Genomic DNA, 19,070 nt, shown 5'->3' on the forward strand with positions numbered 1-19,070 from the left:
CAGACAGGCATGACGGACGAACTCAGGTCAGCAGTTCTCGGGCGGCTGGACGCGGTCGACGCGCGGGCGAGCGAGGTCGTGCGCTCATCGACGGGGGAGAACATGATTTCGCGGCTCGGGGTCGCGGACTGGTTGAGTCTGGGCGCGCTCTTCTGGGCGTGGGTCGGCGCGATACTGTTCGTGTCGGGCGAGCCGAACTGGGCCATCGTGGCCGTCCTCGCCGGCTTCGCCTTCGACAAGGCCGACGGCTACTACGCCCGCAAGACCGGGACCGCCTCGGCGTTCGGCCGACAGATAGACTCCTTTATCGACATCTTCGCGTACCTCGTGTCGGCGGCGCTCCTGTACCACGTCGCGCTCGCGCCCAACCCGGTCGTGAGCGCCGTCGTCGGCTTCGTCGTCCTCGCGTTCGGCGGCCTGCGACTCATCCGCCACAACAGCGAGGGGTTCGGCGACGATTCGGGAACCTCGTACTACCACGGGACGACGGTCGTCCACACGCACCTCGTCGTGCTGGCGAACTACTTCCTCCTCCAGTTCGTCCCGCTGTGGAACGGCTGGGTCGCGGGCGCGACCATCGTGGCGGTCTGCCCGCTCATGACCTCCGACTACAAGGCGTACAAGACAGACGCGGGACACGTCCTCGTCGGCGTCGCCGGCGTCCTGACGGTCGCCGGCTGTCTCGCGCTCGAATTCGGTGTGGTATGAGCGGTCGGACGCGGGACTCGCGAGGGCCGCGAACGCTCGCGGTCGACCTCCACGTCCACACCGACGCCTCCTACGACTGCGAGATGTCGGTCGAAGCGGTGCTGAGCCGCGCGGCGTCGGTCGGCCTCGACGCGGTCGCACTCACCGACCACGACTCGGTCGGGTCGCTCCCGCGGGCGTTCGACATCGCCCACGAGTACGGCGTCCGGGTCGTCCCCGGCGTCGAGGTCTCGACGGCCGACGGCCACCTCCTCGCACTCGGCGTCGACGACCCGCCGGCGACGGGGCGACCGCTCCCCGAGACGGCGCGGGCGGTCCGCGAGTCGGGCGGGCTCGCGGTCGTCCCGCACCCGTTTCAGACGTTCCGGCACGGCGCGTCCCGGCGGGCGATTCGGGACGTCGACGCCGTCGAGGTGTACAACGCCCACACGCTCACCGGGTTCAGAAACGGGCAGGCGCGGCGCTACGCCCGCCGGCGGGGACTCCCGGGCACGGGCGGGAGCGACGCGCACCGGCCCGCGCTGGTCGGACGGGCGTACACGGCCGTCTCGGTCGAGACGGACGGCGGCGTCACGACGGACGCCATCTTGGACGGGATTCGCGCCGGGCGAACCGTCGCGCGCGGGACGCGAACGACCGCCCGTCAGTACCTGCGGAAGTACGCGCTGAACGCCCGGCTCAAGACCGCCTCGTTCCTGTGACCGGTCGGCTGTTCGACTCGACCGACGCGCGGAACGCGGCGCTCGTCAGAGTCGGAGCCGTCGCAATCGCCTTTTCCGCCGTCGCGGTCGGCGTCGCCGCGTTCGCCCCGCGACTCGCCGACCCGGCGTGGGTCCGCTCGGCCGTCGAATCGACCGGGGCGTTCGCCCCGTTGGTGTTCGTCGGTATCCAGACGCTTCAGGTGATTCTCGCGCCGATTCCCGGCCAAGCCCTCGCCGCCGTCGGCGGCTACCTGTTCGGGACGGTCGCCGGGACGGTCTACAGCATGGTCGGCGTCGTCGCCGGAAGCGCCGTCGTCTTCCTGCTCGCCCGGCGCTTCGGCCGGCCCGCGGTCGAGCGACTCGTCGCCGACGACGCGCTCGCGCGGTTCGACGGATTCGCCGACCGCCGGGGCGTCGCCGGCCTGTTCGTCCTGTTTCTCCTGCCGGCGTTCCCGGACGACGCGCTCTGCGCGCTCGCCGGGCTCTCGCCGCTTCGACTCCGGACGCTCGTCGTCCTCGTCGCGGTCGGTCGCCTGCCGACGTTCGCCCTCGCGGCGGCCGCCGGGCGGAACGCGGGCGCGGCGAACTACGGGACGGTGGCGCTCCTCGTCGGAATCGGCGTCGTCAGTTCTGTGGTCGTCTACCGCTACCGAGACGAGTTGGCGGCGAGAGTCGGCTGAGAGTGGAGCGGGGCGAAAACGAGTCGGGCGATGGGAGATTACCGGAGCAGTCGGTGGATTCCGTAGATGCCCGCCGCGCACGCGACGGGCGGAACGAGCCCGTAGACTGCGGGCAGGTCGTAGAGCAGTCGGACGACGGGGACGAGCGCCGAGACGGTCACGGGGCCCACCGTGAACGGCTCGGCCGGCGTCTGAAGCTCCGCGGGCACCGACGCGAGAAGCCCCACGTACACCGAGGCCATGAACAGGAATCCCGCGAGCGCGAGGCTCAGGTCGTACCGCGGTTTCGACCCGGTGCGGCGGTGTCGTCGGGCGACGAACAGTATCGGGGCGACCAGCGGCGCGACGACGAAAAGCCCCACGAGGACGTAGAACGACCGCGAGAGGGTGAGCGACCCGCCGGGGACGCCGGCGGTCGCCCCGATGAGGACCACGAGTCCGAAGGCGACGAACAACGAGACGACGCCCGTCGCCAGCGCACCGACGAGCACGTAACACTTGAACAGCCACGACTCGCTGTGCCGGAAGGCGTACGGGAACGCGCCGATGACGCCGCCGTAGTCGTCTGCCATCGGTCGCCCTTGGGAGCGGCCGCGATTAAAGCGACCGGTGTCGTTTTGACGCCGGGCGACGCGGCATCCTGTATGCAGGTAGACCTCGGGAACGTCCTCGACACGGCGTCGGCCCACGGCGTCTCGCGCGAGGCGCTCGACCGACTCGACGGCCGCGTCGCGGCCGCCCACGACCGCATCGAACGCGGCCGAGAGGCCGGCGAACACGGCTACGAATCGCTGAACCTCCCCAACAGCACCGACCCCGCGGCGATTCGCGACGCGGTGAGTCGGTTCGACGACCCCTCGGCGGTCGTCACCGTCGGCATCGGCGGGAGCGCCCTCGGCGCGGCCACCCTCACCGACGCGCTCGAAAGCGACGTGGACGCCCACTACCTCGACAACGTCGACCCCGAGGCCGTCGAGCGCCTCCTCGACTCGCTGGACCTCGCGTCGACCGTCGTCAACGTCGTCTCGCGGTCCGGCACGACCGCCGAGACGCTGGCGAACTTCCTCGTCGTCCGGGAGGCGATGGCCGACGCGGGCGTCGACTGGGCCGACCGAACCTTCGTCACGACCGGCGAGGAGGGCAACCTCCGCGACCTCGCCGACAAGCACGACCTCCCGTCGCTCCCCGTCCCGGACGGCGTGCCCGGCCGGTTTTCGGTGCTCTCGACGGTCGGCCTCGCCGCCGCGGCCCTCTGCGGCCACGACATCGAGGCGGTCTTGGAGGGCGCGGCCGCACAGGAGGCGCGCCTGTCGGACTCGCTTTTCGACTCGCCGGCGTACGCCTACGGCGCGGTGTCCTACGCGCTCGCCGAGCGCGGCATGCACCAGAACGCGATGATGCCCTACGCCGAGTCGCTCGAAACGTTCTCCGAGTGGTTCGCCCAGCTGTGGGCCGAGTCGCTCGGGAAAGACGGCCTCGGCCAGACGCCCCTGCGGGCGCTCGGCGCGACCGACCAGCACTCCCAGCTTCAACTGTACCGCGCCGGCCCGCGCGACAAGCTCGTGACCCTCGTCCGCGCCGCGGAGCGCGAGGACGTCGCCATCCCCGAGACCGACCTCGACGGCCTCGCGTACCTCGGCGGCTCGTCGCTCGGCGACCTGCTCGACGCCGAGTTCGAAGCGACCGAGGCGAGCCTCGCCGCCGCCGACCGCCCGAGCGTCCGCATCGAACTCGACCGCGTCGACGAGTACGGCCTCGGCGAACTGCTGTACGCGATGGAGGCCGCCTGCGTCCTCTACGGCGAACTCGCCAGCGTGGACACGTTCGTCCAGCCGGCGGTCGAGTGGGGCAAACGCGCCGCCCGCGGCCTGCTCGGCGGCGGCGACTTCGAGGAGGCGGACGCCGTCGCCGACAAAGAAGAACTGGTCGTCGAGTAGAGTCGGTCGCTCTGCTGGCGCGGGGTCTTTTCGGACTCCCGCCAGCGACGACTCCCGAACAGTCCACGGGGCGGGACTGAAAGGGGCCGCCGCGAGGGCGAACCCCAGGGCGGTGAGGACCGCAGGCCGGAAGCGGAGGACCGCGACGGCCCGCGGGAGCCGTCGTGGCGGGGGCTTTCGAGGGGTTCCGCAGTCCGGCCCTCCTCTCAAAACGGCGCAAGCGACACAGACTCACGTGACTCCACAGACTGGTGAGAATCGACCCGAATCGGTTATCCGACACCGTTCCGAAGGGGGGGACAATGGCACACGACACCGCCCGCTCGTCTGCGAGCCCCGCAGACCACCTCCAGGCGTACGGTGGCATCATCATCGTCGTCGCCCTTTCGCTCCTCGTCGGCGCGACGCTCGGCTCGGTCGCCGCCGGCCTCGCTCGCGGCGTGGTTCCGGGCGACACCGCGCTCATCGGCGCGATACAGACCGCCGGACAGTTCGTCGGCTTCGGCGTCGTCGGCGCGGGCTACCTCTCCATGCGCGACGACTGGGACCTGATTCGGTTCGAGCGACCGACCGCGCGCGACGCCCTGTGGATTGCGGGCGGGTTCGTCGCCGTGATGGGCGTCTACCTCGGCGCGTCGGCGCTGATGTCCGCGCTCGGCATCCAGAGCGGCGACAGCGTCATCGCCCAGCAGGGCCGCGAGAACCCGGTGTACTTCCTGTATCTCACGGTCATCACCATCGTCCTCGTCGGCCCGGCGGAGGAGCTTATTTTCCGCGGCATCGCCTTCGGTGAACTCCGCCGACTCTGGGGTCCCGCGCCCGCGGTCGTCCTGTCGAGTCTGGTGTTCGCGTCGATTCACCTCTGGTCGTTCTCCGGCGAGGGGCTGTACGTCTCGCTCGGGATGGTGTTCGTCCTCGGGAGCGTCCTCGCGGTCGTCTACGAGCAAAGCGGGAACCTGCTCGTCGCCGCGCTGGTCCACGGGCTGTACAACGCGGTCCAGTTCCTCGTGAGCTACGCGCAGGCGACCGGCATGGTCTGACGGTCTGAAAAAGGAACAGCCGAACCGCTGGCTCGGCCGGCTTACGCCGGGTTCTTCCGCGACAGCTCCATCCCGCAGATGGGACAGCGCTCTTTGTGCTCGTCGAACTCGCGGCCACAGCCCTGACACTGGAACTTCCAGCTTCGCTGTTCTGCGATGCCGTCTTGGGCGATGACTTCGACGCCGACGTTGAGCCGCTCGGCGACGTTCTGCATCGCGTAGTCGTCGGTGACGAGCGTCGCGTCGAGTTCGAAGGCGGCGGCGATGAGCCGTGTGTCGGTCTCCGAGAGCACGTCGCGGTCGCCGGTCTCGCCCGCGGCGCGGAGCACCTTGTCCACGGTTCCCTGTCCGGGGATGTGGACGTACATGCCCGCGCCTTCGAGGGCGTCGAAGCGGAAGGCGTGCTCGCCGGTGAGTTCTTCCTTGACGAGGGGAATCGAGGCCGTCTCGTCGTCGGTGTGGTACTCGTGGATGAACGCAGAAGCGTCGAGAATCCGCATTGAGAATCTATCCTGAGTCTACCGTTGGACGACGATGTAATCCTTGACCGCCTGCACGCGGTTCACCGGGACTCGGAACCGTCCGCGGTCGTCCCGGTCGAACGAGACGCGACCGGGGGATATCTGCTCGTTCGGCTGGACGAGCAGGTCGTGAAGCTCGCCCGACTTCATGTCCATCGTGATGTTGTACAGCATCCCGAGTTCCGTTCCGTCGGAGCCCATGACGGCCTTCCCGGAGAGGTTCTCGGCGAGTATGTCGGCCATACACACCCCTTCCTCGTCGGTTCACATAAACGGTACGGGCACGTCTGACGGGCGGCCGACGAACGCCCCGACCCGCCTGCGGGCCGCGAGAACAGTCGACACGGTGACTCGCGGACTCGCGGGCGCGGTCGTGACGATGGACTTAACTTGAGTCACCGACTCGATTCCGGTAAGAGCTTTCTCCGGGGCGATTCTCCATGTCCGACACTGATTCGACGTCACAATCCGATACGCTTCGCACACCCATCGTGGCCGTCCTCGGCCACGTGGACCACGGGAAGACGAGTCTTCTCGACAAGATTCGCGGCTCCGCCGTCAGCGAGGGCGAAGCCGGCGCCATCACCCAGCACATCGGCGCGACCGCGGTCCCCTTAGACACCGTCTCGCAGATGGCCGGCAGTCTGGTCAAGCCCGAGGACTTCGACCTCCCGGGGCTGTTGTTCATCGACACGCCGGGCCACCACTCCTTCAGCACCCTCCGCTCGCGCGGCGGGGCGCTCGCCGACATCGCCATCCTCGTGGTCGACGTGAACGACAGCTTCCAGCCGCAGACCGAGGAGGCCATCGACATCCTCAAGCGGACGGGAACGCCGTTCATCGTGGCCGCGAACAAGATAGACACGACGCCGGGCTGGAACCCCCAAGAGGGGGCCCCCATCCAGAAGACCTACGAGGAGCAGTCCCAGCGCGCCCGCTCGAAACTCGACGAGAAACTGTACGAGATTATCGGCGAGCTCTCCGACCGGGGCTTCTCCTCGGACTTCTACTGGCGCGTCCAGAACTTCCAGTCCAACATCGGCGTCGTCCCCGTCTCCGCGCTGACCGGCGAGGGCATCCCCGACCTGCTGGGCGTCCTGATGGGGCTGTCCCAGCGCTACATGAAAGACGAGATGGCCATCGACGTGGCCGGTCCCGGCTCCGGGACGGTCCTCGAAGTCAAGGAGGAACGCGGCTTCGGCGCGACCCTCGACGTGGTCCTCTACGACGGGACGATTCGCGCGGGCGACACCATCGTCGTCGGCGGCGCGAACGACCCCATCGTCACCGAGGTCCGCGCGCTCCTCCAGCCCCGCCCGAACGCGGAGATTCGAACCGAAAAGCGGTTCGACAAGGTCGACGAGGTCCGCGCCGCGGCCGGCGTGAAAATCGCCGCGCCCGACCTCGAAGACGCGATGGCCGGCGCGCCGGTCCGCGTCGTCGGCGACCGCGACCTCGACGAGGTCGTCCGCGAGGTCGAAGCCGAACTCGCGGACATCGAGGTCACCACCGAAGAGGAGGGCGTCGTCGTCAAGGCCGACACGCTCGGCAGTCTCGAAGCCATGGCGAACGCGTTACAGGAAGCCGAAGTGCCCATTCTCCGCGCCGAGGTCGGCGACGTGGCCCCGCGCGACGTGGCGGTCGCCTCGACCGCCCGCGAGTCCGAACACAAGGTCATCCTCGGGTTCAACGTGGACGTGCTCTCGAACGCCGAGGCCGAACTCGAAAAGAACGACGTGAAGCTGTTCGAAGACGACGTCATCTATCAGCTCGTCGAGGAGTACGAAGAGCACGTCGAGGAGATGAAACGCGCCCAACAGGAGACGATTCTCGACAAAATCGTCCGCCCGTGTCGCTTCCGCATCCTCCAGGACCACGTCTTCCGGCAGAACAACCCCGCCGTCGTCGGGGTCGAAGTCATGTCCGGGACCATCAAGAACAACATGAACGTCGTGAAGTGGGAAGACGGCGAGGCGAACCGCGTCGGTCAGCTCTCGGGCATCCAAGAAAACGGCGAGGACGTGTCGAGCGCCCGCGCCGGCTCGCGGGTCAGCGTCGCCATCGACGGCCCGACGGTCGGCCGCCAGATAGAGGAGGGTGACGAACTCTGGATCGAACTCCCCGAAAAGCACGCGAAGATTCTCGAACAGGAGCTCCGCGACGACATCCCCACCGACGAACTGGAGGCGCTGTCGGGCTACCTCGAAAAGCACCGCCGCCGCGACCCCTTCTGGGGAAAATAGGCGACTCGTCGCGCCCCGAGTCTTCCGTTGACTCAGCATATCCGTGAGCCGCACGGCCGTCCCGTCGGGCGAAATAGCTAACATTCAGACGTTCGTACTCGGTTCCGAGTGGTTCGTACTCGGTTCCGAGTGGTATCATGCGCACACGAACACCCCATAGCGACAGCATCGTCACGAAAGCGACGCGGTACGACGCCATCCTCGCGACACTACCGCTCCCGCTCGCCGTCGGGACGGCGGTCGGCGCGCTCTCGCCGCTCCCACTTTCGCTCGTTGTCGGCGCGAGCGGCCTCGTCTCGGCGGCCGTGCTCGCCTACGGGTTGTTCGTTGCGACACCGCGGTCGGCGGCCGGTCCGACGGGCGAGTCGGGCGCGACCGCCGAGACGGAACTGCCGCTCGACGACATCGAGTCCCGCGTCCGCGACGACGCCGGTCGAAACCGCCGCCGCGGGAGCGTCTGACCGGGGACGCTCGCGCGCTCGGCCCCGTGGTCAGGGACGGTTCCACTCCCAGAACCAGTACGCCGCGCCGAACAGCATCAGTCCCGCTCCGAGGGCCGACGTCGCCGGTTCGGGGAAGACAAACAGCAGGAAGCCGACGATGATGAGCGTCGTCGGACCAATCTCGTCCGCGTAGCCGAAAAGCGAAACCATACCTCCCTTTCGACGGCCTCCGTGAAGTGTATTGTTCTCGTTCTGAACTGACGAGAGTGAGGAGGGGAGATGCAAGGCGAGCGACGGAGCGACGAGGAGAAAGCGGTCGGCGGGTCGCACCCGCGCGTCAGTCGCCACTCGGACCGCGACGGCGACGGGGGTCGGTCGAGGTTACCGCGCGGCGGGCGTGAGGTCGTCGCCGACGGCGCTCATGACCTGAAACGCCGCGGTGGCGGCCAGCCCGCGGGCGACCTCGTTGCGGTCTTCGTCGGTGAGTCCGGCGTCGAGTTCGTCGGCGTCCGGCGAGAAGCCGGCGCTGACGGGGTGGCCGACCGGCGGGTGGACGGCCACGGTGGCGAGCGGCCCGGTCGACCCGGTCGAGAGCTCCGACCCGACGGCGAACCCCTCGGGGAGATACGACTCCGTCCGCGAGACGATACCGGCGACCGCCCGCCGGAGCGCGTCCATCTGGTCGACGGTCAGTTCTCGGTCGGCCGACGCCTGGCCGGCCCCAGTCACGCCGGGAGCGCCCGCATATGGGTTGTTCCCGTTCATCAGTCGTCTGCGATAGGGGAAGGACGTGTAAAAAGCCGTCGTCGGTCGGCAAGGCGGTGGCGGAATCAAAACCGGCTGACTGCGCGGTGACGCCGCCGTCAGGCCGGTCGCGGGAGCGAGACGGTGACGACGGTCCCGCGGGGCTTCGGCGTCGAGATGGCGAGCGACCCGCCGGAGGCGTCGACGATGGCGCGGACCAGCCAGAGGCCGACGCCGCTCGTGTGCGAAAGCGGCGTCTCCGCGCCGGACATGAGGGCGTCCCGCTCGGCGTCCGGGATGCCGGGTCCGTTGTCGGAGACGGTCACGCCGACGGACCCCTCGAGTTGCCAGACGGCGACGTGAATCTCCGGTTCGTCGCAGTCGGCGTGGACGACGGCGTTGTCGAGCAGTTCGGCGATGCTCCGCGGGAGCGCCGGATGCGCCCGCACGGTGAGCGTCTCCACCGACGAGGCGACCGACACCCGCACCCCGGAGTGCTCGAGTTCGAGGTCCTCGACGGCGTCGGCGACCGCAGACGAGAGGTCGACGTCGACCTCGTTGCCCTCCGCGAGTTCGACGGTCCGGAGGAGCGCGACCTCGTCGCTCACCTCGACCAGTCGGTTCGCGCGCTCCCGAATCGCCTCGACGGGGTCGGTGTTCGAGTCCGACTCGTCCCGCGACTCGACGAGTTCGGCGTAACCGAGGATGGCGGTGCAGGCGTTCCTGATGTCGTGTCTGAGGATTCGATGCAGGACGCTCGTGTGCGCGAGCGTCGATTCCAGTCGCTCGGAGGTCCGGTCCAGTTCGGTCTGGCTCCGACCGACGAGGTCGTACACCAACAGCGCCGACAGGACGACGAACATCCACCCCTTCGCCGTCTGGACGAGCTCGTGGTTCGGAAGCCCCTCCACGAGACTGTCGCTCGTCGCGACCCAGAGGAACCCGAACGCGGCGTAGATAAGCGCCACTCGCCTCGGAGACAGGTCGAACGGCGCGTCACCACTCATGACGGAGCAATACTCACAAACGCTGATGAGTCCGTCGGTCAGCGCGGAGTGTCAGAAGATAGATTCGCTTTGCCCGTAGGCCGCGACCGTGACGGCGGTGGTGTAGCCGTCGCCCTCGTGGGTGCCGGTCGTGAGCGCGACTTCCTCGTCGTCGAACGACCACTCGCGGAGGTTCCGTCCCGCGTCGAGCCCGTCGAGGACGGCCGCGCGGACGCTGTCTTCGTCGGTTCCTGACGCCTCGTAGAACAGGCCGGGGCCGGAGCCGGTCGCCCAGCCGAGACCGGCGACGGCCGTCTCGCCGGGGGTCGAAGTCGTCTCGCGGGCCTGCACCACGGTCAGACGGTTGCCCGCCGGACCGAGATCGGGGGCCACGTCGACCGCCTCGACCGTCGCGTCGGCGGGAACCACGGAGGAGACGGCGACGAGGTTGTAGTTGTGGACGTTGGCGGCGGCGAGCGCGGCGTCGTACGACGCCATCTCGGTGGGGGCGGTGCCGACCCCGCGGACGACGCGAATCGTGTTCATGTCCGAACTCTCGCGGCGGCGGAAAAGGGGGTTACGAATAGCGGCGCTCGAAAGCCGGGGCGAGGCGGGGGCGTCGACGACCGCCGCGACGCCGGTTCCCGGCCGAGTTCAGTACTGGTAGTCCGTGAAGCCCGAGATGGGGCCGGTGCCGGACTCCTCGACGTTCGAGAGCTTCTCGTGGGCGGCGTCGAAGTCCGCGCCCGTCACCTCGGTGCGGCCCTCGCGGATGGCGAACATGCCGGCCTCGGTGGTCAGCGACGCGATGTCCGCGCCGGAGTAGTCGTCGAGTTCCTCGGCGAGCGCGTCGAGGTCCACGTCGTCGGCGACGTTCATGTCGCGGGTGTGGATGTCGAGGATGCGGCGGCGGCCCTCGACGGCGGGCTTGGGCACCTCGATGAGGCGGTCGAACCGGCCGGGCCGGAGGATGGCCTCGTCGAGCATATCGAAGCGGTTGGTCGCCGCGATGATGCGGATGTCGCCGCGGTCGTCGAAGCCGTCCATCTCCGAGAGGAGTTGCATCATCGTGCGCTGGACCTCGGCGTCGCCGGAGGTCTTCGAGTCCGTCCGCTTCGAGGCGACGGCGTCGATTTCGTCGATGAAGATGACCACCGGTTCGCGCTCGGCGGCGAGCTTGAACAGGTCGCGGACCAGCCGCGCGCCCTCGCCGATGAACTTCTGGACGAGTTCGGAGCCGGCCATCTTGATGAACGAGGCGTTGGTCTCGTTGGCGACGGCCTTGGCGAGCATCGTCTTCCCGGTGCCCGGCGGGCCGTAGAGGAGCACGCCCGACGGCGGGTCGATGCCGACTTCCGCGAACATCTCGGGGTTTTCGAGGGGCTGTTCGACCGCCTCGCGGACCTCGCGGACCTGCTCGTCGATGCCGCCGATGTCGTCGTAGGTGACCGTCGGCGACTCGACGACCTCCATCGCCTGCGCCCGCGCGTCCGTCTCGTCGTCGAGGACGGTCTGGACGGCGAACGAGTCGTTGATGGCGACGCGGTCGCCCGGCTCGATGTCGTCGATGTTCAGGTTCGGTGCGAACTCGGTGAGGACCTCCTGGTTGTTGCCGTGCTGTTTGATGATGACGCCGTCGTCGGTCAGTTCCTCGACCGTAGCGATGTAGTACGAGGCCGTCTTCAGCGCCTCGTTGCGCGCTTTCATCTGGTCGACTTCGTCGACTAACTCGGCGTGGCGGTCATCGGCGTTCTGGAGCCGCTGGTCGAGTTCGCGGTTGACGTCGACCATGCGTTCGAAGTGCTGGCGGAGTGCAGACAGCCGCTCTGCATCCGACATCTCGGGGTCCAGGTCGAGATGAGGACGTTCCGGGAGAGATGGACTCCGTGACATCAGTGATTGGCCACACTTAGGCATGCGCGTAAATGTGCCTTTGGGTCAGAGAACCCGACTGCCGCGCTCGAAGCGGCTTTAGGTGACGGCGGTCCCGCGGCACCCGACCGCGGCGGCGAATCGGACGCCGGCAGAGCGACGCCGCGGCTCACGGGGACAGTGCTGTTCGCAGGAAACGCGCGACGTGACGAAGACGAAGATGTGGTAGGAGGAAGTTGCGGAGGTTCAGTGTGTACAGGTCGCCCCTCGTTTCGGCCCGACGTGCCCTCCGCGAGAACAGATACGACGCCCAACGACTTGAAAGGAATTCGTCGTCGCCGAGAACGTCCCGTAAATCGGGATGTGGGTATTAATCCGGTATCATCCGACGAGCGACCGGCGAGCGACCGCTTCCGAGAGTCGCGGTCGGCGTTCGTCAGCGGGTTCGTTCGTCAGCGGGTTCGCTCGCCCTGATAGCTCCCGTCGTAGGTCTCGTCGTGGGTCGCGTCCGCGAGGACGATTTGGGCGACCCGCGCGCCGCGTTCGAGTTCGACCGGGTGGTGGACCTGCAGGAGGCCCTCGCCTTTCCCCTCGTAGCCGGCGTCCCAGACGGCCGTGTTCAGCATACAGGAGTTCCGCATGAGCGACGACCGCGGGTAGATGAAGCCGACGTGGTCCTCGGGGATGTGGACCGTCTCGGCGTACTGGAGGACGTAGCCGCCGGGGTCGAGCCGGTACGTCTCGGTCTCCGGGTCGGCGAAGTCGAGGGCGCGGCGCTCCCCGACGGTCTTCCCCTCGCGGCCGAGGCGGCCCGGTTCGACCTGTTCGAGGACCGCTTCGAGCGTCAGGTCGACGCCGTTGGGTTGGACCTGTTCGGCCGTGACCGGCGAGATGTGCTGTGCGACGAACGAGCCAGCGCGGTGCATATCCGAACCCCGTTCAGCGGGCGCAAAACTGTGCCGGACCTCGGCCGTCGTCGCCCCCCGAAACGCACCTCTGATTCGGGGCCGCGACGGGGGTGAAATCGCACCCCCTTCGGGGAGGTGACGACCCCCGCGGTGACAAGTCACATGGGAGAACCAACAAGGAGTTTAATGGCCCTTAGACGCTACAAACCCCGAGACGGCGCTATCGTTCACGTTCGAAGATAGGGAAGTACGCGGGATTTATATCCGAGGACCATCGAGGTTCGGGTGTTATGGGACAGACGCTCACGGAAAAGATTCTCTCGGACCACCTCGTCGAGGGTGACCTCACCCCCGGAGAGGAGATCGGAATCGAAATCGACCAAGTCCTGATGCAGGACACGACCGGGACGATGGTCTGGCTCCAGTTCGAGGCGCTCGACCTCGACGAGGCGCAGACCGAGCTCGCCGCTCAGTACTGCGACCACCAGACCTACCAGTTCGACTTCAAGAACACGGACGACCACCGCTTCCTCCGTTCCGCGGCCGGGACATATGGTGCCCACTTCTCCCGCCCCGGCAACGGTATCTGCCACAACGTCCACAAGGAGAACTTCGCCGCGCCCGGCAAGACGCTCCTCGGCTCGGACTCGCACACGCCGACCCCCGGCGGCCTCGGCCAGCTCGCCATCGGTGCGGGCGGCCTCGACATCGCGGTCGCCATGGGCGGCGGCGCGTACTACGTCGAGATGCCGGAAGTCGTGAACGTGCGCCTCGAAGGCGAACTCCCCGAGTGGTCCTCCGCGAAGGACGTCATCCTCGAGATGCTCCGCCGCGAGACCGTCAAGGGCGGCGTCGGCAAGGTGTTCGAGTACACCGGCCCCGGTGCCGAGTCGCTCAGCGTGCCCGAGCGAACCACCATCACCAACATGGGGACCGAACTCGGAGCCACCTCGTCGCTGTTCGAGACCGACGAGAAGACCAAGGACTACCTCGAACGCCAGGGTCGCGGCGACGAGTACGTCGAGCTGACGGCCGACGACGACGCCGAGTACGCCGACGAAATCGTCATCGACCTCGACGACCTCGAACCGCTCATCGCCTGCCCGTCGATGCCGGACAAGGTCGTTCCCGTCCGCGAAGTCGCCGGCGAGAAGGTCGAACAGGTCCTCGTCGGTTCCTGTACGAACGGCGGCTACGAGGACATCCTCCCGGCCGCGAAGATGTTCGAGGGTCGCGAAGTCGCAAAGCACCTCGAGATGATCGTCGCACCCGGTTCGAAGCAGGCCGGCGAGATTCTCGCCCGGCAGGGCTGGACGGCAGAGATGATGGCCGCCGGTGTCAACGTCTCCGAGGCGACCTGTGGTCCGTGTATCGGCATCGGCCACGTGCCCGCCTCCGACTCCATCTCGCTTCGCACCTTCAACCGTAACTTCGAGGGTCGCTCCGGTATCGAAGACGACAACGTCTACCTCTGCTCGCCGCAGGTCGCCGCCGCCGCGGCGCTCAAGGGCGAAATCATCGACCCGCGCGACCTCGCCGACGAACTCGGTGACCTCGACGCGCCCGGCGTCGAGCTCCCCGAGAAGTACGACGGCTCGAAGACGGACCTCATCTACGCCGAAGACGCCATCGACGACGAGCTCATCAAGGGCCCGAACATCGGCGAAGTTCCCCTGCAGGACCCCCTCGGCTCGAACATCTCGGGTGAGACCCTCCTGAAGATGGAGGACAACATCACGACCGACCACATCATCCCGGCGACGTCCGACATCCTCAAGTTCCGCTCGAACATCGAGCGCCTCTCGGACTTCACGCTCTCGCGCGTCGACGAGACGTTCGCCCAGCGCGCCAAGGACGCCGGCACCGGCGTCCTCGTCGCGGGCGAGAACTACGGCCAGGGCTCCTCCCGCGAACACGCCGCGATGTGTCCGATGTACCTCGGCATCGAGGCCGTCCTCGCGCAGTCGTTCGCTCGCATCCACAAGGCGAACCTGTTCAACTTCGGTATCGTCCCCCTCGCCATCGACGAGGAGACCTACGAGAAGATCGAACAGGGCGACGACGTCGAAATCGTCGACGACGTTGCCGACGCCGTCGAATCCGGCCAGGAAGAGTTCACCATCCGCGTGAACGACGACTGGGAAGCGACGGCGAACCTACACGCCTCCGAGCGCGAGCGTCGTATCCTCACCGCCGGCGGCAAGCTCCCCCTCACGAAACAGCAGGCCGAGGGCGGCGCCGCCCCCGCGGACGACTGAGCGCGACCGACCACCTTCTCACTTTTTCGCCCGGCGAGCGGCGGCTATCGCGCGACCCGAGGGTCGCACCGGCCGCCCCCGTGAGCGTCCTCCCGCCGGCCCGCTTGCGCCCTCGCGGCCCCGTGCCGTCGGGCTTTTGCGTGCCAACCACGTAGCGCCGTGCGTGACGGCGTTCGACGACGCGCTCGCCGACGACGTTGTCGTCCGGCGGGTCGACCGGGCGGACCTCCTCGACGTGCTCCGCATCGAGCGGACCTGTTTCTCCGAGCCGTGGCCGTACTCCGCGTTCGAGCTGTTCGTCGACGAGCCGGCGTTCCTCGTCGCCGTCCGCGGGGGCGAGGTGCTCGGCTACGTCGTCGCCGACGTGATGCCGAACCACGGCAACGACATCGGGCACGTCAAGGACCTCGCGGTCCGCCCGGCGGCCCGCGGGAACGGCCTCGGTCGGCGGTTACTCGTCCAGTCGCTGACGGCGATGGCCATCGCGGGCGCGGCGGTCGTGAAACTCGAAGTCCGCGTCTCGAACGACCCCGCCATCGGGCTCTACCGGAGCCTCGGCTTCGACCCCGCCCGCCGGGTGCCGAGCTACTACGGCGACGGCGAGGACGCCTACATCATGGTCCTCGACATGGCCGAGTGGCAAAGCGGCTGACAGGACCGCACGCGGCCGAACGAGGGCTTATCAGGGCAAGCCACGTACACGAGTTGTGTTACCGTCCCCCACCGTGCTCTGTGTGAGTGACGACGACGAGTTCGTGGCGGCCCTCGACTCGTCGCTGTCGTCGCTCGGCGAAGCGACGGCCGTCCGCCACGTCCGCACCCCCGCCGCGGCGCGCGCGGAGCTCGTCTCCGCCTCGGCGGCCGTCTCGTGTGTCGTTCTCACCGCGCCCACGGCGGCCGGCGACGAGGCGGCGTTCGTCCGCGACGTCTACGCGCAGGGCCTCGACGTTCCCGTCGTCGTCGCGGCCGCCGACCGCGAGGTCGCGGGGCGCGCGGTCGACGCCGGCGCGACGGACTACGTCGTCCGCGACGGCGACCCGGGGACGATGTCGTGGGTGGCCGCCCGCGTCGAGCGGGCGCTCGGCGAGTACACCCTCGCGCGGGACCACAGAGACCGCATCGAGCAACAGCGCGTCGTCTCCGAGGTGGGCACCCGGGCGCTGACCGCCGTGGACCTCGACACGACGCTCGACCACGCCGCACACCGGGTCCGCGACGTGCTCGGGGCGGACTCGGTCACGGTGTTCGAGGGCCTCGACGACGGCGCGTTTCGCGTCGCCGCCGCCGCGGGCTGGTCGGCGAGTCGGGGTCGCGGCCCCACCGCGACCGAGGGGACGCAGGCGGCCGAGACGTACCGGACCGGGCGCTCGACGCTCGTCGACGACGTCGACGCCGACGAGCGCTTCGAGCCCGCGGACGACGCGGGGGCGTCGGGACCGAAAAGCGGGATGAGCGCGGCCATCGGCGGGGACGGGACTCGGTGGGGAGTCATCACCGCCCACGCCGTCGCCCGCGGGCGGTTCTCCGACGACGACGTGCTGTTCTTGGAGAACATCGCGGCCGTCGTCGGCGCGGCGACCGAGCGCCACGAGCTCAAAGGGGCCCTCTCGGAGGTGTTAGAGCGGATGGACGAGGCGGTGATGGGGTTCGACGCGGACTGGCGAGTCACCTACGTCAACTCGACGGCCGAACACGGCCTCGGGATGTCCGCCGCGGCGGTGCTGGGGACGCGCATCTGGGACTCGGTCCCCGAGGCGGCCGTCTTCCGCGAGGGGTTCGAGCGCGCGATGGAGCGACAGGAGCCGGCGACGTTCGAGACCTACTACGAGCGTCTCGAAACGTGGTACGCGGTTCGGGCGTACCCCTCCGAGACGGGGCTTTCGGTCTACTTCACCGACATCACAGAGCAGTTGGAACGCGAGGCCGAGGCCGAGCAGTACGGGCGGATGGTCGAGGCCGTCGCCGACGCGGTGTACGCGCTGGACGACGAGGAGCGGTTCGCGGCGGTCAACCCGGCGTTCGAGCGGCTCACCGGGCTCGACCGCGAGCGCGTCATCGGCTCGCCGACGAGCCTGCTCGCAGAGAACGCGACCCCGACAGACGGGAGCGACGAGGCGTTCGCGGCCACGTCGCGGGGCATCGTCGAGTTCGAACTCCGGACGCCCGACGGCGAGGTCGTCCGCGTCGAGAACCACCGGACGCCGCTCGTGGTCTGCGGCGAGGAAATCGGCTCCGTCGGCGTCCTCCGCGACGTGACGAAGCGACACCGCTACGAGCGACTGCTCGCGACCCTCCACGACCGGACCCGCGAGATGATGGGCGCGACCGACAGACAGGCGGTCCTCCGGGCGGCGGTCGACGCCTGCGACGAGATGCTCGGCGACGCCCGGACGGAGCTGTACGTCTTCGACGAGTCGGACACGAGCCTCGTCCGCGTGGGCGCGGCCGGGACCGGGCTCGGCGACAAGCCGTTCGAGGGCGGCCTCGACCGCGGCGGCGTCTGGGACGCGTTCGTCTCCGGCGACGTCCGCGTGGTCGAACTCGCGCCCGACGGGGGCGTCGTCGACGGCGTCGAGCGCGTTATCGCCGCGCCGCTGGGTCGCCACGGCGTGCTCGTCACCGGCCACCCCGGCACCGTCGCGCCGAACGAAGTCGACGTGGAGCTCGTGAATCTGCTGTCGGCGACCGTCGAGGAGTTGCTCGACCGAATCGACGCCGAGGCGGAGCTCCGCGAGCGCGACAGCCGGCTCGAAGCCCAAAACGAGGCGCTCACGCGACTCGACCGAATCAACGCGACCATCCGGAGCATCAACCGGTCGCTCATCCGCGCGCCGACCCGCGGCGAGGCGCTGTCGGCCGTCGCCGAACACCTCGTCGACGCCGACGGCGTGGCCGTCGTCTGGCACGCCGAGGTCAGCGACGTCGACGAGACGTACCGCCCGCCGAGCGACGCGGTCCACGGCGCGGACACCGCCTACGCCGACCGACTGGGGGAGGTGGCGACCGCGGAGCCGCTGTTTTCGCTCCTCGAAGCCGCCATCGAGAGCCGAGAGATGCAGGTGATAGCGGACGTGCTCGACGACCCCGCGTGGGCAGACCACCGCGGCGACGCGCTCAGCTACGGGTTCCGCGCCATCGCGGTCATCCCCGCGGTCGCCGACGACCGGGTGGAGGCGGTGTTCGTCGTCCACGCGACCAACTCGGAAACGTTCGAAAACGACGACGGTCTGCTCTCCGAACTGGGGGAGGCGGTCGGCTACGCGCTCGCGGCCACGGGGCGCGCCGACGCCATGCTGACCGAGCGCCGGGCGGACGTGCAGATACGGCTCGGCGGCGACCGACTGTCGATATCGCGGCTCGCCCGGCGGGTCGGCGAGGCGGTGAGCCTCGGCGGCGTCATCCCGCAGTCCGACGGCTCGGTCATCGCGTTCGTCGCCAGCGACGCGGCGCCCGAGGACGTCGTCGCCGCGGGGCGGGACATCGCGACGCGCGTGCGCCACGTCTCGACCGACGACGCGGGGTCGCTGTTCGAACTCCGCCTCCCGCGGGAGTCGCTGTTCGAGACGCTGTACGCCTCGGAGGCGACGCTACGGGCGCTCGACGCGACGCCGACCCAGACCACGCTCACCGCCGAGGTCCCCGAGCGAATCCGCGTCCGGTCGTTCGTCGACGCGCTCGACGCGAACTACCCCGGGACGAGTCTGCTCTCGCGGCGGACCGCCGCCGGTGCCGAGTCGCCGCAGACGTTCGCCGCCGAGATGCGGGAGGCGTGGACGAGTCGGCAACACGAGTCGATTCGGGCGGCCCACCTCGCCGGCTTCTACGAGTGGCCGCGCCGCAGTACCGCCGAGACGCTCGCCGAGACGTTCGACATCAGCGCGCCGACCTACCAGTACCACCTGCGCGCGGCCGAGCGAAAGCTGGTCGAGCGAGTCTTCGAGTGAGGGCGTACCACGTGCAGACCATCGATACCAACTGATTTTCAGGTCCGGTTCTAGGTGCCTAGAGGTGGCTCGCGCGCCACCACTA

General features: G+C 68.9%; 19 protein-coding genes. 10 read left to right on the forward strand and 9 right to left on the reverse strand.

What is annotated here, in order from left to right; translation table 11 throughout:
• Positions 1 to 9 precede the first annotated feature (9 nt).
• Genes C441_RS16365 through C441_RS16375 form a run of 3 tightly spaced genes read left to right on the forward strand, consistent with a single transcriptional unit; the run spans position 10 to position 2,089 of the window.
• Positions 10 to 708 (forward strand): CDP-alcohol phosphatidyltransferase family protein, encoded by a 699-nt coding sequence (locus C441_RS16365; RefSeq protein ID WP_007276092.1) that lies wholly within the window; start codon positions 10 to 12, stop codon positions 706 to 708.
• Positions 705 to 1,409, forward strand: a complete 705-nt coding sequence (locus C441_RS16370) for a CehA/McbA family metallohydrolase (protein WP_007276093.1) — start codon at positions 705 to 707, stop codon at positions 1,407 to 1,409. Before C441_RS16365 ends, C441_RS16370 begins: the two co-directional genes overlap by 4 nt.
• Positions 1,406 to 2,089 (forward strand): TVP38/TMEM64 family protein, encoded by a 684-nt coding sequence (locus tag C441_RS16375; protein ID WP_007276094.1) that lies wholly within the window; start codon positions 1,406 to 1,408, stop codon positions 2,087 to 2,089. The genes C441_RS16370 and C441_RS16375 overlap by 4 nt, the downstream gene beginning before the upstream one ends.
• Positions 2,090 to 2,127: 38 nt before the next feature.
• On the opposite strand, the gene C441_RS16380 is transcribed toward C441_RS16375, so the two are convergent.
• A complete protein-coding gene (locus tag C441_RS16380) occupies positions 2,128 to 2,661 on the reverse strand; it encodes a hypothetical protein (protein WP_007276095.1) in 534 nt (177 codons plus the stop codon).
• 72 nt (positions 2,662 to 2,733) lie between these two features.
• Between C441_RS16380 and C441_RS16385 the strand changes: the two genes are divergently transcribed.
• Both C441_RS16385 and C441_RS16390 read left to right on the forward strand, forming a co-directional pair.
• Positions 2,734 to 4,026 carry a hypothetical protein gene (locus C441_RS16385; RefSeq protein WP_007276096.1) on the forward strand — a complete coding sequence of 431 codons (1,293 nt, stop codon included), beginning with the start codon at positions 2,734 to 2,736 and terminating at the stop codon, positions 4,024 to 4,026.
• Between the two features lie 302 nt (positions 4,027 to 4,328).
• Positions 4,329 to 5,066 carry a CPBP family intramembrane glutamic endopeptidase gene (locus C441_RS16390; RefSeq protein ID WP_007276097.1) on the forward strand — a complete coding sequence of 246 codons (738 nt, stop codon included), beginning with the start codon at positions 4,329 to 4,331 and terminating at the stop codon, positions 5,064 to 5,066.
• Between the two features lie 41 nt (positions 5,067 to 5,107).
• Here C441_RS16390 and C441_RS16395 read toward each other — a convergent pair whose 3' ends face one another.
• Both C441_RS16395 and C441_RS16400 read right to left on the reverse strand, forming a co-directional pair.
• Positions 5,108 to 5,566 carry an NOB1 family endonuclease gene (locus C441_RS16395; protein WP_004967374.1) on the reverse strand — a complete coding sequence of 153 codons (459 nt, stop codon included), beginning with the start codon at positions 5,564 to 5,566 and terminating at the stop codon, positions 5,108 to 5,110.
• 18 nt (positions 5,567 to 5,584) lie between these two features.
• Positions 5,585 to 5,830 carry a PRC-barrel domain-containing protein gene (locus C441_RS16400; RefSeq protein WP_004967375.1) on the reverse strand — a complete coding sequence of 82 codons (246 nt, stop codon included), beginning with the start codon at positions 5,828 to 5,830 and terminating at the stop codon, positions 5,585 to 5,587.
• 197 nt (positions 5,831 to 6,027) lie between these two features.
• Between C441_RS16400 and infB the strand changes: the two genes are divergently transcribed.
• Positions 6,028 to 7,830, forward strand: coding sequence for a translation initiation factor IF-2 (gene infB, locus C441_RS16405; protein ID WP_049920654.1), 1,803 nt, complete (start codon positions 6,028 to 6,030; stop codon positions 7,828 to 7,830).
• Positions 7,831 to 7,967: 137 nt separating this feature from the next.
• Positions 7,968 to 8,291: a hypothetical protein gene (locus tag C441_RS16410; RefSeq protein WP_007276099.1), complete on the forward strand. Its 324-nt coding sequence runs from the start codon at positions 7,968 to 7,970 to the stop codon at positions 8,289 to 8,291.
• Between the two features lie 30 nt (positions 8,292 to 8,321).
• Here the strand turns inward: C441_RS16410 and C441_RS20055 are convergent, their stop codons facing one another.
• From C441_RS20055 to C441_RS16435, 6 genes are all read right to left on the reverse strand, one after another.
• A complete protein-coding gene (locus C441_RS20055; RefSeq protein ID WP_004062940.1) occupies positions 8,322 to 8,483 on the reverse strand; it encodes a hypothetical protein in 162 nt (53 codons plus the stop codon).
• 171 nt (positions 8,484 to 8,654) lie between these two features.
• Positions 8,655 to 9,038: a DUF5811 family protein gene (locus C441_RS16415; protein ID WP_004062941.1), complete on the reverse strand. Its 384-nt coding sequence runs from the start codon at positions 9,036 to 9,038 to the stop codon at positions 8,655 to 8,657.
• A 98-nt stretch (positions 9,039 to 9,136) separates the two neighbouring features.
• On the reverse strand, positions 9,137 to 9,985 hold the full coding sequence (locus C441_RS16420) for a sensor histidine kinase (protein WP_007276100.1): 849 nt from the start codon (positions 9,983 to 9,985) through the stop codon (positions 9,137 to 9,139).
• A 90-nt stretch (positions 9,986 to 10,075) separates the two neighbouring features.
• Positions 10,076 to 10,549: a pyruvoyl-dependent arginine decarboxylase gene (locus C441_RS16425; RefSeq protein ID WP_004967383.1), complete on the reverse strand. Its 474-nt coding sequence runs from the start codon at positions 10,547 to 10,549 to the stop codon at positions 10,076 to 10,078.
• Between the two features lie 108 nt (positions 10,550 to 10,657).
• A complete protein-coding gene (gene pan2 / locus C441_RS16430; protein ID WP_007276101.1) occupies positions 10,658 to 11,896 on the reverse strand; it encodes a proteasome-activating nucleotidase Pan2 in 1,239 nt (412 codons plus the stop codon).
• A gap of 431 nt (positions 11,897 to 12,327) precedes the next feature.
• Positions 12,328 to 12,801: a deoxyuridine 5'-triphosphate nucleotidohydrolase gene (locus C441_RS16435; protein ID WP_007276102.1), complete on the reverse strand. Its 474-nt coding sequence runs from the start codon at positions 12,799 to 12,801 to the stop codon at positions 12,328 to 12,330.
• Between the two features lie 272 nt (positions 12,802 to 13,073).
• Here C441_RS16435 and C441_RS16440 point away from each other — a divergent pair, with 272 nt between their 5' ends.
• The 3 genes from C441_RS16440 (at position 13,074) to C441_RS16450 (ending at position 18,985) form a co-directional block, all read left to right on the forward strand.
• Positions 13,074 to 15,041 carry an aconitate hydratase gene (locus C441_RS16440; RefSeq protein WP_007276103.1) on the forward strand — a complete coding sequence of 656 codons (1,968 nt, stop codon included), beginning with the start codon at positions 13,074 to 13,076 and terminating at the stop codon, positions 15,039 to 15,041.
• Positions 15,042 to 15,204: 163 nt separating this feature from the next.
• Positions 15,205 to 15,693 carry a ribosomal protein S18-alanine N-acetyltransferase gene (gene rimI / locus C441_RS16445; RefSeq protein ID WP_007276104.1) on the forward strand — a complete coding sequence of 163 codons (489 nt, stop codon included), beginning with the start codon at positions 15,205 to 15,207 and terminating at the stop codon, positions 15,691 to 15,693.
• Between the two features lie 82 nt (positions 15,694 to 15,775).
• Positions 15,776 to 18,985, forward strand: coding sequence for a GAF domain-containing protein (locus C441_RS16450; protein WP_007276105.1), 3,210 nt, complete (start codon positions 15,776 to 15,778; stop codon positions 18,983 to 18,985).
• Positions 18,986 to 19,070 lie beyond the last annotated feature (85 nt).

Source organism: Haloferax sulfurifontis ATCC BAA-897 (assembly GCF_000337835.1).
GTDB classification, from domain to species: Archaea; Halobacteriota; Halobacteria; order Halobacteriales; family Haloferacaceae; genus Haloferax; species Haloferax denitrificans.

Bases quoted from the DNA above. Each gene is read 5' to 3' on its own strand.
- C441_RS16365 (WP_007276092.1), top strand. From the start codon at position 10: ATGACGGACGAACTCAGGTCAGCAGTTCTCGGGCGGCTGGACGCGGTC.
- C441_RS16370 (WP_007276093.1), top strand. From the start codon at position 705: ATGAGCGGTCGGACGCGGGACTCGCGAGGGCCGCGAACGCTCGCGGTC.
- C441_RS16380 (WP_007276095.1), bottom strand. From the start codon at position 2,661: ATGGCAGACGACTACGGCGGCGTCATCGGCGCGTTCCCGTACGCCTTC.
- C441_RS16385 (WP_007276096.1), top strand. From the start codon at position 2,734: ATGCAGGTAGACCTCGGGAACGTCCTCGACACGGCGTCGGCCCACGGC.
- C441_RS16390 (WP_007276097.1), top strand. From the start codon at position 4,329: ATGGCACACGACACCGCCCGCTCGTCTGCGAGCCCCGCAGACCACCTC.
- C441_RS16395 (WP_004967374.1), bottom strand. From the start codon at position 5,566: ATGCGGATTCTCGACGCTTCTGCGTTCATCCACGAGTACCACACCGAC.
- C441_RS16400 (WP_004967375.1), bottom strand. From the start codon at position 5,830: ATGGCCGACATACTCGCCGAGAACCTCTCCGGGAAGGCCGTCATGGGC.
- infB (WP_049920654.1), top strand. From the start codon at position 6,028: ATGTCCGACACTGATTCGACGTCACAATCCGATACGCTTCGCACACCC.
- C441_RS16410 (WP_007276099.1), top strand. From the start codon at position 7,968: ATGCGCACACGAACACCCCATAGCGACAGCATCGTCACGAAAGCGACG.
- C441_RS20055 (WP_004062940.1), bottom strand. From the start codon at position 8,483: ATGGTTTCGCTTTTCGGCTACGCGGACGAGATTGGTCCGACGACGCTC.
- C441_RS16415 (WP_004062941.1), bottom strand. From the start codon at position 9,038: ATGAACGGGAACAACCCATATGCGGGCGCTCCCGGCGTGACTGGGGCC.
- C441_RS16425 (WP_004967383.1), bottom strand. From the start codon at position 10,549: ATGAACACGATTCGCGTCGTCCGCGGGGTCGGCACCGCCCCCACCGAG.
- pan2 (WP_007276101.1), bottom strand. From the start codon at position 11,896: ATGTCACGGAGTCCATCTCTCCCGGAACGTCCTCATCTCGACCTGGAC.
- C441_RS16435 (WP_007276102.1), bottom strand. From the start codon at position 12,801: ATGCACCGCGCTGGCTCGTTCGTCGCACAGCACATCTCGCCGGTCACG.
- C441_RS16440 (WP_007276103.1), top strand. From the start codon at position 13,074: ATGGGACAGACGCTCACGGAAAAGATTCTCTCGGACCACCTCGTCGAG.